13 protein-coding genes are annotated in these 13,454 nt (G+C 67.5%); 4 read left to right on the forward strand and 9 right to left on the reverse strand.

Annotation, left to right across the window (positions count from 1 at the left end; genetic code table 11):
• Nucleotides 1-2: 2 nt before the first annotated feature.
• The 3 genes from ASC91_RS30190 to ASC91_RS07045 all read right to left on the reverse strand — a co-directional run bounded on the left by ASC91_RS30190 (nt 3) and on the right by ASC91_RS07045 (nt 2,282).
• The gene (locus tag ASC91_RS30190) at nt 3-785 is read right to left on the reverse strand and encodes a PEP-CTERM sorting domain-containing protein (protein WP_056194351.1); all 783 of its coding nucleotides are present in this window, start codon (nt 783-785) and stop codon (nt 3-5) included.
• Between the two features lie 88 nt (nt 786-873).
• Entirely contained in the window at nt 874-1,317 is a 444-nt protein-coding gene (gene ybeY / locus ASC91_RS07040) for an rRNA maturation RNase YbeY (protein ID WP_056194354.1), read from the reverse strand.
• Nucleotides 1,314-2,282 (reverse strand): PhoH family protein, encoded by a 969-nt coding sequence (locus ASC91_RS07045; RefSeq protein WP_056194356.1) that lies wholly within the window; start codon nt 2,280-2,282, stop codon nt 1,314-1,316. Before ASC91_RS07045 ends, ybeY begins: the two co-directional genes overlap by 4 nt.
• 166 nt (nt 2,283-2,448) lie before the next feature.
• Here ASC91_RS07045 and ASC91_RS07050 point away from each other — a divergent pair, with 166 nt between their 5' ends.
• The 4 genes from ASC91_RS07050 to ruvB are packed head-to-tail and all read left to right on the forward strand — an operon-like array spanning nt 2,449 to nt 6,127.
• Nucleotides 2,449-3,807 carry a sensor histidine kinase gene (locus ASC91_RS07050; RefSeq protein WP_056194359.1) on the forward strand — a complete coding sequence of 453 codons (1,359 nt, stop codon included), beginning with the start codon at nt 2,449-2,451 and terminating at the stop codon, nt 3,805-3,807.
• 14 nt (nt 3,808-3,821) lie between these two features.
• Entirely contained in the window at nt 3,822-4,475 is a 654-nt protein-coding gene (locus ASC91_RS07055) for a response regulator transcription factor (RefSeq protein ID WP_056194361.1), read from the forward strand.
• A gap of 27 nt (nt 4,476-4,502) precedes the next feature.
• Nucleotides 4,503-5,072, forward strand: coding sequence for a Holliday junction branch migration protein RuvA (gene ruvA, locus ASC91_RS07060; RefSeq protein ID WP_056194363.1), 570 nt, complete (start codon nt 4,503-4,505; stop codon nt 5,070-5,072).
• Nucleotides 5,069-6,127, forward strand: coding sequence for a Holliday junction branch migration DNA helicase RuvB (gene ruvB, locus ASC91_RS07065; RefSeq protein ID WP_056194366.1), 1,059 nt, complete (start codon nt 5,069-5,071; stop codon nt 6,125-6,127). The genes ruvA and ruvB overlap by 4 nt, the downstream gene beginning before the upstream one ends.
• A gap of 69 nt (nt 6,128-6,196) precedes the next feature.
• On the opposite strand, the gene ASC91_RS07070 is transcribed toward ruvB, so the two are convergent.
• The 6 genes from ASC91_RS07070 to ASC91_RS07095 all read right to left on the reverse strand — a co-directional run bounded on the left by ASC91_RS07070 (nt 6,197) and on the right by ASC91_RS07095 (nt 13,411).
• On the reverse strand, nt 6,197-7,147 hold the full coding sequence (locus ASC91_RS07070; protein ID WP_056194369.1) for a porin: 951 nt from the start codon (nt 7,145-7,147) through the stop codon (nt 6,197-6,199).
• A gap of 156 nt (nt 7,148-7,303) precedes the next feature.
• A complete protein-coding gene (locus ASC91_RS07075; RefSeq protein ID WP_056194488.1) occupies nt 7,304-7,945 on the reverse strand; it encodes a histidine phosphatase family protein in 642 nt (213 codons plus the stop codon).
• Nucleotides 7,946-7,950: 5 nt separating this feature from the next.
• Entirely contained in the window at nt 7,951-8,274 is a 324-nt protein-coding gene (locus ASC91_RS07080) for a DUF1840 domain-containing protein (RefSeq protein WP_056194372.1), read from the reverse strand.
• An 82-nt stretch (nt 8,275-8,356) separates the two neighbouring features.
• Nucleotides 8,357-10,474 (reverse strand): bifunctional diguanylate cyclase/phosphodiesterase, encoded by a 2,118-nt coding sequence (locus tag ASC91_RS07085; RefSeq protein WP_082532505.1) that lies wholly within the window; start codon nt 10,472-10,474, stop codon nt 8,357-8,359.
• A gap of 26 nt (nt 10,475-10,500) precedes the next feature.
• Nucleotides 10,501-11,802 (reverse strand): HD-GYP domain-containing protein, encoded by a 1,302-nt coding sequence (locus ASC91_RS07090; RefSeq protein ID WP_056194375.1) that lies wholly within the window; start codon nt 11,800-11,802, stop codon nt 10,501-10,503.
• A gap of 250 nt (nt 11,803-12,052) precedes the next feature.
• Complete coding sequence (locus tag ASC91_RS07095; protein WP_056194378.1) at nt 12,053-13,411, reverse strand: GH1 family beta-glucosidase; 1,359 nt, start codon at nt 13,409-13,411, stop codon at nt 12,053-12,055.
• Nucleotides 13,412-13,454 lie beyond the last annotated feature (43 nt).

The raw sequence follows: 13,454 nt of genomic DNA on the forward strand, positions 1-13,454 counted from the left end.
CCTCAGCGCAGGCGGCGGCGCGCCACCGTCAGGATGACGCCCAGGCCGCCGAGCAGCAATGCGGCCGTCTCGGGCTCGGGCACGGCTGCCACCGTTGCAAGAACGCTGGAACTTCCGCGCAGGCAGGCCGAACCGCCGGGGCACTCGGACGGATACAGCGGCGCCAGGGCGGAGAAGGAAGAACCGAGCTGCGCATCGGCCGCACCGCCACCGAACAGGGCCGCCACGCCATTGCTGTTGAAGTAGGCGTTGGCCGCGCCGCCGGCCGCCGTGTCCACATCCAGCAGGCCCGTGCTGAAGCCGGTCGGGCTGGCCGTGCCGATGCCCAGGCCGGTGGCGATAAAGGTGTTGCCTGCGGCGTCGACGGCATGGCCCATGAGGGACAGGAAGAGCGTGCCATTGGACGCTTCGGCCAGGTCACCCGCCGAACCCCCGGCGTTGCCGGTCGTGAAGTCGTTGTTGGCGCCAAAGCCGGCATAGACCTTGAGCCAGCCACCGCTGAAGCGCACTTCGCTGGCGCTGATCGACGAGACCGCGTAGCCGCCGAAGACGTACGTCAGCTCGCAGCCCGAGCACAGGCCGGAGACCGCCGCAGAGTTGATGGAATCGATCTTGCCGTAGCCGCTCAGCGTGTCGCCGACGGCCAGTGGCACGTTCTGGTAGGTCTGGGTGACCGCGAAGATCTGGCCCAGCGGGATGTCGACGCCGGCAATCGACACGGCGCCCGCGCTTCCTGCGCAAATCAGCGCGGCGGCGGTCGCAAGGGCGCGGATCGACTTCAGCATGGGAGCCTCCGATGACAGGCGAAGTACAAAAATACTCGCCACCGCCGCCGGTTTCCACAGCGAAATACCCCTAGAAGGGGTAGCAGCCTCAGCCGCGTCGGTAGGGGTCGGAGAAGCCCAGGCCGATCAGGATTTCCGCCTCGCGCGTTTCCATCGCCTCGGCCTCGTCGTCGGCCTCGTGGTCATAGCCCTGGGCATGCAGGGTGCCGTGCACGAGCATGTGGGCGTAGTGGTCGAGCAGCGGGACGCCCATCTCGGCCGCCTCACGTTCGACGACCTCGGCGCAGATGACCAGGTCGGCGCCGACGACGGGCTCGTGAGCGTAGTCGAAGGTCAGCACATTGGTGGCGTAGTCCTTGCCACGGTACTCGCGGTTCAGTGCCTGCCCTTCCTCGGCGTCGACGATGCGCACGGCGATCTCGCCCGGCAGCTCCAGCGCCGCGCGGATGAATCGCTGCACCTTGTGGCGCGGCAGCAGCGCGCGGTGGCGCGGGTCGGCAAATTGCAGGGACAGGCTCAGCTCTGGTTTCATAGGTCGCGTGCTTCGCGCTTGGCGCGCGCTTCGTAGGCCTCGACGATGCGCGCCACCAGCGGGTGGCGAACGACGTCGGCGCTGGTGAAGCGCGTCATCGCAATGCCCTTGACCCGGGCCAGCACATGCTCGGCGTCGATGAGGCCGGATTGCGTTCCCCGCGGCAGATCGATCTGGCTGGTGTCGCCGGTGACGACGCAGCGGCTGCCGAAGCCGATGCGGGTCAGGAACATCTTCATCTGCTCGGGCGTCGTGTTCTGCGCCTCGTCGAGGATGACGAAGGCGTGGTTGAGCGTGCGCCCGCGCATGAAGGCCAGCGGCGCGACCTCGAGCTGGCCCTTCTCGAAGGCCTTGGTCACCCGATCGAAGCCCAGCAGGTCGTAGAGGGCGTCGTACAGGGGGCGCAGATAGGGGTCGACCTTTTGCGTCAGGTCGCCGGGCAGGAAGCCCAGGCGCTCCCCGGCCTCGACGGCGGGCCGGGTCAGGATGATCCGCTGCACCGTCGAGCGCTCCAACGCGTCCACCGCACACGCCACGGCCAGGAAAGTCTTGCCGGTGCCCGCCGGGCCGAGGCCGAAAGTGATGTCGTGCGACAGGATCTGCTGCAGGTACTGGTGCTGGCGCGGTGTGCGGGCCGACAGGTCGGCGCGGCGGGTACGCAGCACCAGCGCATCGCCGTCGCCCGGGCTAGCGGCCGAAACAGGATCTGGCGCCTTGGCCTCGACGAGGGCCAATTGCAGCGTTTCGGCTGACAGCGGCCGCCTGGCGCGCTCGTAAAGTCCTTCGAGCAGGGTCCTGGCGCGCTCGGCAGCTGTCTTGGGCCCGTCGACGCGGAACTCGGCGTCGCGGCGCGAGATCTTCACGCCGATGGCCGCCTCGATCTCACGCAGGTGGGTGTCCAAGCTGCCACAGACGCGGGCCAGGCGCGTGTTGTCGACCGGTTCAAGGGTGAAGCGCAGGATCACGATGGGGCTGAAAAGAAGTGGACGGGGATTGTCGCCGGCTCCGTGCAAAGAGGCTGGCCGCTGGTGCATTCCCGGCCTGCGCAGAACAGGCGCTCACGCACAATGCCGCTCCATGACGTCACCGATTGCGCCGAGGGCCTCCAGGGCTCGGCGCCTGCCTCTTTTTTTGCTGCTTTCAGCCGCCCTGCTCTGCCCGGCCGTAGCGCAGGCTCAAGGCTTCGCCGGGCCGGACTGGACGGCCACCTTGCGCGGCTGGCTTGCTGCCATGCTGGCCCTGATGGCGACCGTCATCGGCCTCGTCTCCAGCCTGCACCACCGCGAACGGCCGGCGAGTTTTCTCATCGGCATGATGCTGAGCTGGGTCGTGCTGCGCGCCGCCGCCGCCCCCAGCGCCGCGGGCTTGCGGCCGCTGCTGCTGACCCTGCTCGTGCTGTGCGGCGTTCAATACCTGCTGCGGCAGATGAACTGGAAACGCAGCTGGATCGACCATGCGCTGTTGATCCAATGCCTCGTTGTGCCGGCCAGCCTGCTGCTCGCGGGTGGCCAGGTCGGCATCCTCGGCTCGGTCTGGCAGGCGGTGTTGAGCCTGGAGCTGGTGGCCGCCATGGGTTGGGCGCTGTGGCTGCGCCGCGAGCGCCTGAAGACGAGCGCCGACGAGGCCCTGTCGCGGGAGTTCGTGCTGATGGCCGCCCTGCTGTTGCCGACCATGGCTGCCCTGGTCGCCGAGCGGTTGCTGGCCGCTGCCAGTGAACCGCTGTGGTCATCCGCCGCGCCCTGGCTGAACCTGATGCTGCCGGTGCTGATGCTGGGCCTGGGACTGCAACTGGTGAACAGCGTCGCCCATGCGCGACTGGACGCCGAGAAGCGCATCGCAGCCATCGAGCAGCGCATGTCCGAGCGCATCGCCGAGGTCGAGCGCAGCCACGCCCAGCTCGCCGAGCAAAAGCTCGAGCAGGTCACCGAGCGCGAACGCAAGCGCATCGCCGCCGATCTGCACGACGATCTCGGCGCCAAGCTGCTGACCATCGTGCACACCAGCGAGTCCGACCGTATCTCCACGCTGGCGCGCGAGGCACTGGAGGAGATGCGCCTGTCGGTGCGCGGCCTGACCGGCAAGCCGGTGCATCTCATCGACGCCCTGGGTGACTGGCGCGCGGAGGTCGTTTCACGCCTGGGCCAGGCCAATATCCTGGCCGAATGGAAGTCGCCGGCCGAGGACATCGAGCACACCTTCCAGGCCCGCTCCTACGTGCAGACGACGCGCATCCTGCGCGAGTCGGTGTCCAACATCATCAAACACAGCGGCGCCACCCATGCGACGATTTCCAGCGCGGTACAGGACGGCGATTTCATCCTGACCATCCAGGACAACGGCCAGGGCATTCCGTCCGAACTGGATGGAAGGTTGGACAGAGGCCACGGCATGGCGAGCATGAAATCACGCGCCAAGCAGATGCATGGCCAATGCCTGGTTGAATCCGGCCCTGGGTGGGGTACTGTCATCCGTCTGACGATTCCGCTCTGAATGCCGAGGCTCCCATGAACCACATCCTGCTGCTCGAAGACATCCCGGAGATCCGCGCCTGGCTCAAGGCGCTGGTCAAGCAGGTGTTCGCCAACGCCCAGATCACCGAGTGCTCGCGGGTGCAGGACGCGCTGGCCCTGGTCAATGGCCAGCGCTTCACGCTGGCCCTGCTGGACCTGGGCCTGCCCGACGGTTCGGGCGTCGAGGTCATCGCGGCGCTGCGCGAGAAGCAGCCCGAAGTGCAGTCGGTCATCGTCACCATCCACGACGACGACGAGCATCTCTTCCCTGCCTTGCAGGCCGGTGCCTTCGGCTATCTGTTGAAGGAACAGTCCCGCGAGCTGCTGGTGGAGCAGCTGCAGCGCATGAGCGGCGGCGAGCCGCCGCTGTCGCCGTCCATCGCGCGCAAGGTCATCGCCTACTTCGCGGCTCAGAAAAAGCCCAGTTCGCAGGCGTTGCTGCACGAGGTGTCGCTGACCGACCGCGAGACCGAGGTGCTGCTGCGCGTGGCCAAGGGCTACACGCTGCCGGAGATCGGCGTGCAGCTGGGCCTGAGCCGCCACACCATTGCCGACTATGTGAAGCAGATCTACCGCAAGCTCAATGTGAGCTCGCGTGCCGAGGCGGCGCTGGAAGCTCAACGACTCGGGTTGTTCGGCAGGAACTGATCGCCCTTCGGCCCAGATAATGGGCCGATGATTGGAAGACTGACAGGCGTCATCGCCGAGAAATCACCGCCGCAGGTCGTCATCGACGTGGCGGGCGTGGGCTACGAGGTGGACGTGCCGATGAGCACCTTCTTCAACCTCGGCGGCCTGGGCGAGCGGGCCGTGCTGCTGACCCACCTGACCGTGCGCGAGGACGCGCACCAGCTGTTCGGCTTCCTCACCCACGAAGAGCGCGCCACCTTCCGCCAGCTCATCAAGATCAGTGGCGTCGGGCCGAAGATGGCCCTGGGCTTGTTGTCGGGCCTGTCGGTTTCAGAACTCGCCCAGGCCGTGTCGCGCCAGGATGCGGGTCGGCTGACCAAGGTGCCGGGCATTGGCAAGAAGACGGCCGAGCGGCTGCTGCTGGAGCTGAAGGGCAAGCTCGGCGCCGACCTGGCTCTGCCCGCCGCCGTCACCAACGACACGCAGGCCGACATCCTGCAAGCACTGGTCGCGCTGGGCTACAGCGAGAAAGACGCCGCCGCCGCGCTGAAGGTGCTGCCCCCTGATGTCGGCGTCAGCGACGGCATCAAGCTGGCGTTGAAGAAGCTGACATGAGCATCCAGACCGACGACTTCGCTCCGGCGCCCCGCGTCGTCAGCGCCGCGCCCGAGTCCAGCCGCGAGGAGGCGATGGAGCGTGCACTGCGGCCCAAGCATCTCGATGACTACGTCGGCCAGGTCAAGGCCCGCGAGCAGTTGGAGATCTTCATCGGCGCAGCCCGCAAGCGCCGCGAGGCGCTGGACCATGTGCTGCTGTTCGGCCCGCCGGGCCTGGGCAAGACGACGCTGTCCCACATCATCGCGGCCGAGCTGGGCGTCAACCTGCGCCAGACCTCCGGGCCGGTGCTCGAGAAGCCCAAGGACCTGGCCGCCATCCTGACCAACCTCGAGAAGAACGACGTCCTCTTCATCGACGAGATCCACCGCCTGAGCCCCGTCGTCGAGGAAATCCTCTACCCGGCGCTGGAGGACTACCAGATCGACATCATGATTGGCGAGGGCCCCGCGGCGCGCTCGATCAAGCTGGACCTGCAGCCGTTCACGCTCGTGGGTGCAACGACGCGCGCCGGCATGCTGACCAACCCGCTGCGCGACCGTTTCGGCATCGTCGCCCGGCTGGAGTTCTATACGCCGGCCGAGTTGCAGCGCATCGTGACGCGGTCCGCCGGGCTGCTCGGTGCACCCATCGACGCCGACGGCGCGCTGGAGATCGCCCGCCGCTCACGCGGCACGCCGCGCATCGCCAACCGCCTTCTGCGCCGCGTGCGCGACTACGCCGAGGTCAAGGCTGACGGCCGCATCGTTGCCGGCATCGCCGACAGGGCGCTGGCCATGCTCGACGTCGATCCACAGGGCTTCGACCTGATGGACCGCAAGCTGCTGGAAGCCATCGTGCATCGCTTCGATGGTGGTCCGGTCGGTTTGGAGAACGTCGCCGCCGCCATCGGCGAAGAGGCCGGCACCATCGAGGACGTCATCGAGCCCTATCTGATCCAGCAGGGCTTTCTGCAGCGCACGCCCCGCGGCCGCATCGCGACACTGGCGGCCTACCGGCATCTGGGCCTGACGCCACCGGGCGGCAAGACGGCACCCGATCTGTTCGGGGAATGAAAACGGCGCCGCAAGGCGCCAATAAAAAAGCGCCCCGAGGGGCGCTTTCTTCGTTCCGGTCCCGAAGGATCAGAAGTTGTGGCGGATACCAGCAGCCAGCGAGCTGAAGTCCTGACCAGCGACGCCGGTCTGGTAGTTGCCCTTGGACTGGTTGTCGACCTTGGTCCAGAAGCCGTAGACCTTGGTGCGCTTGCTCAGGTTGTAGTTGTAGCCAACCGTCAGCTGCTTGGCGCCGTCGTCGGCCACCATCTTGTCGGCCTTGCCGAAGTTCAGGTGGAACTCGGACTGGCCCATAACGTACATACCGGAAGCGCGCCAGACGTTCCAGTCCTTCTTGCCGACGCCGGCAAAGGTGTTCTCGGCGCGCTGCACATAGCCGCCGATGACGACGGGGCCAAACTCGTACAGGCCGCGGATGGCGATCTGGGTGAAGTCACCCTTCTTTTCGTAGCCGAGGCCGGCATGGGCGGGGCCCATGTCGTAGTTCACAGCGACGTCGAAAGCGCGAGTCGTCGCGTTTTCACCTGCGGCTGCCGAAAGTTCGGCGGAGAAGCCACCAGCGGTCGGGGTGAAGTAGGAGACCTTATTGTTCGTGTAGAACTGGGTCGCGTACAGCGCATCGGCCGAGGTGCCCGTGTCGTGGTTGTGATTGCTGACGTAGTCGGCAGTCGCGAAATACGAGCCCGGGAACCACTTGCCGAGGCGGATGCCACCGAAGCCACCTTCCAGCTGAACCCAGGAAGCGCGGTTCCAGAAAGTCGTGCCGCCAGTAGCCGCACCGGTGTCGCTGTTCAGGCCGTGTTCCAGCGAGAAGGAAGCCTTCAGGCCGCCGCCGAGGTCTTCACTGCCCTTGAGGCCCAGGCGCGACGAGTTGTTTTGCACAACGACCTTGCGGTCTTGCGAGCCGAACTTCTGGCTTTCGACGGTGGTGTTGATGCGGCCCCACAGGGTCACGCTTTGTGCGAAAGCCGGCGCGGCGGCGGTGGCGGCCAGAGCGGCGACGAGTGCAATCTTCTTCATCGTTTTGCCTTTGTAGAGAGGTTGGGCGGGGCCATGGGCCCTGCCTTGAAGGACCAGTGGCGGCCAGTATAGGAGCGGCTTTTGCCGCGCCCGACCGCAGCGACGCGTGGATGCAACAGTGGGCCTAGGGACCTTGAAAAGCCCGCCCTGCCTGCATCAAGCCGCGATGTCGTCGGCGCTCAGCCCGGCCAAGTGGCGGTCGTCGTTCCAGCCGATCAGCGTGAATCCTTCGGCTGTTGCCAGCAATCGGTTGATGGTGGCATTGCCCAGCTGCCAGCTGCGCGGCGCGTCCAGGGCGGACCGGGTCGCAGCCCTGTAGAGGCAGTCCAGCACGCCGCCATGGGCGACGAGCGCAATGCTCTGCCCCGGGTGGGCCGCGGCGGCGCGGCGGGCCGCAGCGACGCAGCGCGCGCTAAAGACGGTCAGGCTCTCGCCGCCGCCGACGGCGAAATCGGGCTCACGACGCCGCCATCGGGCGGCATCCTCGGGATAACCCCTATCAATCTCTTCCCAGCTCAACCCCTCGAACCGGCCGAAGGCGCGCTCGCGCAGGGCAGCGTCGAAGTGGATGGCCAGGCCTTGGACGCCGGCCACGGCCTCGGCGGTCTGGCGGGCACGGCTGAGATCACTGGAATAGATGGCCGCCAACGGCTCGTCGGCCATGGCCTCGGCCAGGCGCTGAGCCTGGGCCAGACCCAGCGGGCTCAAGGGGATGTCGGTATGCCCCTGGATTCGCGTGGCGCGGTTCCAGGCAGTCTCGCCGTGGCGGATCAGGATCAGTCGAGTGACTTCTTCCATCACAACTAGACACCCCAGACGACGTCGGCCTTTTCCTTCATGCTGCGCTGCATCAACTCGTGCAGCGGCCAGGCGCGCTGGCGCAGGGACACGCCCTGGCGGCGCGGCACGGCCTCGCCGGCGGCCTTGGCTTCGTCGACGCTGCGCTGGAATTGCGCCTCATCGGCCGCCACGCCGGCTTCCAGCGCCTGGATCAGGCCCGGCAGTGCAGCCACTTCGAGGATGCCTTGTTGGGCGGGTTCGCGCCCCATCAGGCGCAGCACGGCATCGGCCGAATCGGCCATCATGATGACGTCGGCGCCAGCCTTGGATTTGAAGCGGTAGAGCATGGCGGCATTGTGCGCGTGTACTTGCGCGGGCCGAGCGCCGGGCCGCTCCCAAGCCGGCCCGCCTTGGGCGAGGGGTGCCGTCTCAGGCGCTGGCCAACCCCAGCCAGCCGGACACAGGCGAGTCGACAACATGGCGGCGCGGGCGCACGCGCTGCTCGAATTCGTCGGGCGGCAGCGGCCTGGCAAACAGATAGCCCTGGAACTCGTGGCACCCGGCCTGGGCCAGGAAGTCGCGCTGGGCCTCAGTCTCGACACCTTCGGCGATGACTTGCAGGCCCAGGGCCCGGCCCATCTGCACGATGGCGTTGGCGATGCCGACATCGCTGGCGTCGCTGGGCAGGCCCTGCACAAAGCTGCGGTCGATCTTCAGGCGTTGGATGGGGAAGCGCTTGAGATAGCCCAGGGAGGAGTAGCCGGTGCCGAAGTCGTCGATGGACAGCGTGACGCCCAGGGCCGCCAGCGCGCGCATGCGCTTGAGAGCCTCCTCGGCATCACCGAGCAGCACGCCCTCGGTCAATTCCAGTTCGAGCAGGCTGGCCGGCAGCGTGGCCTCGCGCAGGACTGCAGCCACCGTCTCGACGAAATGGGCCTGCTGGAACTGCAGGGCCGACACGTTGACGGCGACCGGCATGCGCAGGCCGCGGCCCAACCAGTAGGCGGCCTGGCCGACGGCCTCGCGCAGCACCCACTCGCCGATGGCGACAACAAAGCCACTCTCCTCGGCCAGGGGGATGAATTCGGCGGGCGAAATGTCGCCACGCTGGGGGTCTCGCCAGCGGATCAGCGCCTCGGCACCGATGACGCGGTCGCTGCCCAGCTCGACCTGGGGTTGATAGTGGAGCCGAAAGCGCCCCTCGGCCAGGGCCTGGCGCATGTCGTGGTCCAGGCGCATGCGCGACAGCAGGTCGACTTCCTTGCGCGGCACGTGGAAGCGAAAGCCCGCGCGGCCGCTTTCCTTGACCCAGTGCATGGCGCGTTCGGCGCTGGCCATCAGCTCGTCGGGCGAACTGCCGTCGCCGGGGTGCAGGGCGATGCCGCAACTGGCCGTGACGGTGAAGCTCAACGTGTCGAAGCTGAAGGGCTGGGCCAGCAGTTGCTGCACATGGCGGGCGGCGGCCTCGGCCTCGAACATCTGGGCGCCGTCGATCAGCAGCGCGAATTCATCGCCGCCCAGTCGGGCCAAGGTGTCATTGGCACCGACGGCGCCGCGCAGGCGCTCGACGACCTCGCGCAGCACGCGGTCGCCATAGCTGTGGCCCAGGGTGTCGTTGATCTGCTTGAAACGGTCCAGGTCGAGATGCAGCAGCGCAAAAGTGGGAGATTCAGCAGGCGCCGGTTGGCCAGTCTCGACGGCGGCCATCTGCTGCACGATGCGGTCGGCCAGCGCGCGGCGGTTGGGCGCGCCGGTCAGCACGTCGGAACGGCCAAGCTCCTCGATGCGTTGGTGCGCAGCCAGCTTCTCACTCAGGTCGCGGAATGAAAAGACCCGGCCGATAGGCTCGCCGCGACTCATCTGCGGCAGCGAGACCTGCTCCAGCACGCGGCCATCGGCCAGGCGCAGCATGTCACTGGAGCGCATCAGCGGCGCGTCCAGCAGTGACTCGATGCGCAGGCGGTACTGCTCGCCGTCGCGCATGACGCGCTGCAGGCTCAGCCACAGGCCGGCGTCGCCGGGCTCATGCAGCAGCCCGCCGGGCAGGCCCCAGAGCTTGGCAAAGCGGCGGTTGAAACTGCGCACGCGGCCACCCAGGTCGACGACGAGGATGCCGTCGGCGGTGGACTCCAGCGTCGCGCGCAGTTCGGCCAGCAGGGTCTCGCGCTCGGCCTCGGCGCGCCGGCGCCGGGTCTGGTCGTGCAGCAGCACCAGCCAGTAGCGCCCGCCGTCGGGCGTGTGGACGGGGCTGATGCTGCGGCTGACCCAGCGCGGCTGGCCGTCGCTGTGGGTCAGCACCGTGTCGGAGCGGATTCGGGCGAAAGGATCGCGGGCGGCACCCTGCCAGAAGGCCTCGTCCTCCAGCGAGCCGCACAACAGGGCCGGCGGCTGGCCCAGCGCCCGTTCGGGCTTGAGACCGAGCAGGCGCAACGCGGCGCGGTTGACGGCGTTGACGGTCAGACTTTCACCATCCACCAGCCAGGCCGGCTCGGGCAGACCTTCCAGCAGCGCACCGATCACGGACGGCGCCTCCGAGACGCGGGGCAAGGCTGAGTTCGCCTCGCGGCCGGCGTTCACGCGGCCAACTCCCCTGGTCCCGTACTCGCGGCGTCGAAGAAGTAGGCGATGCGCGCCCGGGGGCTGAGGTAGTCGAGCGACGCTCGCGGCAGGAACTGGGGCTTGAGGCTGCGCCGGATGCCGAGGTCGGGCATCTCTTCGAGGTTGAGGATCAGCGCCTCTTCCTTGACCACCTTGACGTCATGGACCATGACGCGAGGCTTCAGCGGACGCGCCGAGTTGACCGAAACGACCAGCGCATAGCGGTCATCGGTGAGCTGCACGGTGGAACCCGGCGGGTAGACACCCATCATGCGGATGAAGGCGTTCAGCATGGTCGCGTCGAAGCGATTGCGGCCCTGCGCAAACATCAGCGACAGCGCCTCGTGGGGCGTCATCGCCTTGGACGTGATCAGCGGATTGCACAAGCCATCAAAGCGGTTGACCAGCGCAACGATGCGCGCGCCGGTGCTCATGCGGTCCATGTTGATCTTTTGCGGGAAGCCGCTGCCGTCGGCATGCTCATGATGCTGGGCAACGATGAGCAGCGGGCCGGGTGCCAGGCCCATGGTCTGGGCGATGGCCACGCCCTTGACGACGTGCTGCTGGTAGGCCTGGGTCTCGGCCGCCGTGAAGCTTTCGTCGCGGTGGCGCAGGCGCGCAGCGACCTCGAGCTTGCCGACGTCGTGCAGCAGCGAGCCGACGCCCAGGTCCATCATCTCGTCGCGACCGAGGCCGAAAGCGCGGCCGAGCAGCAGGGCAATGATGCAGACGTTCAGCGCATGGGCCGTGCTGCGGTCACCCGCGGCCTCATTGAGCAGCCGCATATTGAGATCACCCTCGACCAGCATCTTGTCGAGCAGTGCGGCGGTCAGGCTCTCGGCCTGGGTACGGGCGGCATGGGGATCGGGCTGGACCAGGTCCATGACACCGCGAAAGCCTTTGGCCGCCTCGCCGTACTGCTCCTCGCACAGACGCAGAGCCTCGCGTTGGGCGGCCAGAGCGCGGCGGTGGGCTTCGCGAGCCAGATCTTCAGGGCTGGGTTGCGAGGGGGTGGAACTGTCGCTTGCAGCACTGACGTCGCCGGCATCCGCAGCCACGGCGTCCTCGGACGACTGCAGGTCCAGGTCGCTCTTGGCGGGGCTCCAGCGCACCTGGGTCAAGCCAAGGCGGCGCAGGATCAGCAACTGATCGCTGGAGGCGATCTTGAAGCTCGACAAGGGGAAGGGATGCGACATCCAGCCGAGATCCAGATGAATGAACATCCCGACCGCCAACTGGCTGACATCGATCAGTGGATCGCTTGTTCTATCCTGCATTCGCTCAAAACCCGTGCGCCGGGCACCCTCGACCCGGCCCGAGCTCCGGCAGCCCTGCCGCAGTGCTCGAACCGGTCTCCTGTCATACGTCAAATCGGCCGATCGCGCCCGCTACCGGCTGGGAAAAGTACCGGCGGGGCGCAAGTCGGAGCTTAGCGCCTGAACGTGACCGATTTCCCGCCGCTTAGTCGGGGCAAACGCGGAGGAATGCATGACCGGCGGCCTGAGTGAGGCCGCGTCGAAGCCCCTCTCACCGTCGGGCGTGATGGAGGGCAACGAAGTCGCGATACCAGTGGGCGCTGTCCTTGAGCAGGCGCTGCTGGCTCGCGTAGTCGACATGGACGAGGCCGAAGCGCTTGTCGTAGCCGGAGTTCCACTCGAAGTTGTCGAGCAGGCTCCAGTAGAAATAGCCGCGCACGTCGGCGCCCAGGCTCATGGCGGTGGACAACGCCTGGAGGTGGGCCGACAGGTAGGCGATGCGCTCCTTGTCGGGTACCCGGCCGTCGACGACGCGGTCGGCATTGGCCATGCCGTTTTCGGTGATGAACATCGGCGGCGGGTTGTACTCGCGCGCCAGGCGCACCAGATGCTGGGCGAAGACCTCGGGCACGATCTCCCAGCCCATGTCGGTGAAGCCGCGCTTGCCCGGGCCCGGGACGGTCTTGCCGTCCGCGCCGAAGAGGCTGCGCGTGTAGAAATTGATGCCGAGGAAGTCCAGCGGCTGGCGGATGCGGTCCAGATCGCCGGCCTCGACCTGGGGGGCGTCAGCACCGACGTATTCAACAGCGTCGGCCGGGTAGGCACCGCGGAAGATCGGGTCCATGTACCAGCGCACGTTGAGCCCGTCGTCGATGCGGGCGGCGCGGCGGTCGGCCTCGTTGGGCGTGGCGGGGAAGGACGGCGTGTGGTTGAGGACGATGCCGAGCTTGGTCTTGGTGACCGCGCGCATCGCGGCGATGGCTTCGCCGTGGGACAACATCAGGTGGTGGGCCACCTGCAGGCTCTCGGCACGGCTGGTGCGGCCAGGCGCGAACTGTGCGGTCTCGTAGCCCAGGGTCGCCGTGCACCAGGGCTCGTTGTGCGTCGCGATGCTGGCGAGGCGGTCGCCGAAGCGGCGCGCGATCTCGGCGCCGTAGTCGGCGAAGCGGCTGACGATGCCGCGCGACAGCCAGCCACCGATGCTTTCGTCCAGGGCCTGCGGAAGGTCCCAGTGATAGAGGGTGCCGTGGGGCTGGATGCCGGCTTCGAGCAGGGCGTCGATGAGACGGTCATAGAAGGCGAAGCCGGCCTCGTTCCAGGCGCCCTCGCCCAGCGGCTGCACGCGCGGCCAGCTGAAACTGAAGCGGTAGCAGTCCAGGCCCAGACCCTTCATCAGCGCGACGTCATCGCGGAAGCGGTGGTAGTGGTCGCAGGCGACGTCGATGTTGGACGCATCCTTGATGCGACCCGGCTGGCGGCAGAAATGGTCCCAGATGGAGGCGGCCTTGCCGTCCTCGAAGGCGGCGCCCTCGATCTGCGCGGCGCTGGTGGCGACGCCCCAGAGAAAGCCGGGCGGGAAGGACTGGGCGAGTGCAGCGGGGTCGATGCGGTCGAGGTTGGCAAGGCTCATGGCGGAGAGGCAGGGGCAAAAAGCTGAGCAAGACGGCGGTGGC

This window comes from Pelomonas sp. Root1237 (genome assembly GCF_001425055.1).
In the GTDB taxonomy this organism is placed as follows: domain Bacteria; phylum Pseudomonadota; class Gammaproteobacteria; order Burkholderiales; family Burkholderiaceae_C; genus Pelomonas.

Coding starts and splice junctions, on each gene's coding strand:
- ASC91_RS30190 (WP_056194351.1), bottom strand. CDS start 785: ATGCTGAAGTCGATCCGCGCCCTTGCGACCGCCGCCGCGCTGATTTGC.
- ybeY (WP_056194354.1), bottom strand. CDS start 1,317: ATGAAACCAGAGCTGAGCCTGTCCCTGCAATTTGCCGACCCGCGCCAC.
- ASC91_RS07055 (WP_056194361.1), top strand. CDS start 3,822: ATGAACCACATCCTGCTGCTCGAAGACATCCCGGAGATCCGCGCCTGG.
- ruvA (WP_056194363.1), top strand. CDS start 4,503: ATGATTGGAAGACTGACAGGCGTCATCGCCGAGAAATCACCGCCGCAG.
- ruvB (WP_056194366.1), top strand. CDS start 5,069: ATGAGCATCCAGACCGACGACTTCGCTCCGGCGCCCCGCGTCGTCAGC.
- ASC91_RS07070 (WP_056194369.1), bottom strand. CDS start 7,147: ATGAAGAAGATTGCACTCGTCGCCGCTCTGGCCGCCACCGCCGCCGCG.
- ASC91_RS07075 (WP_056194488.1), bottom strand. CDS start 7,945: ATGGAAGAAGTCACTCGACTGATCCTGATCCGCCACGGCGAGACTGCC.
- ASC91_RS07080 (WP_056194372.1), bottom strand. CDS start 8,274: ATGCTCTACCGCTTCAAATCCAAGGCTGGCGCCGACGTCATCATGATG.
- ASC91_RS07090 (WP_056194375.1), bottom strand. CDS start 11,802: ATGCAGGATAGAACAAGCGATCCACTGATCGATGTCAGCCAGTTGGCG.
- ASC91_RS07095 (WP_056194378.1), bottom strand. CDS start 13,411: ATGAGCCTTGCCAACCTCGACCGCATCGACCCCGCTGCACTCGCCCAG.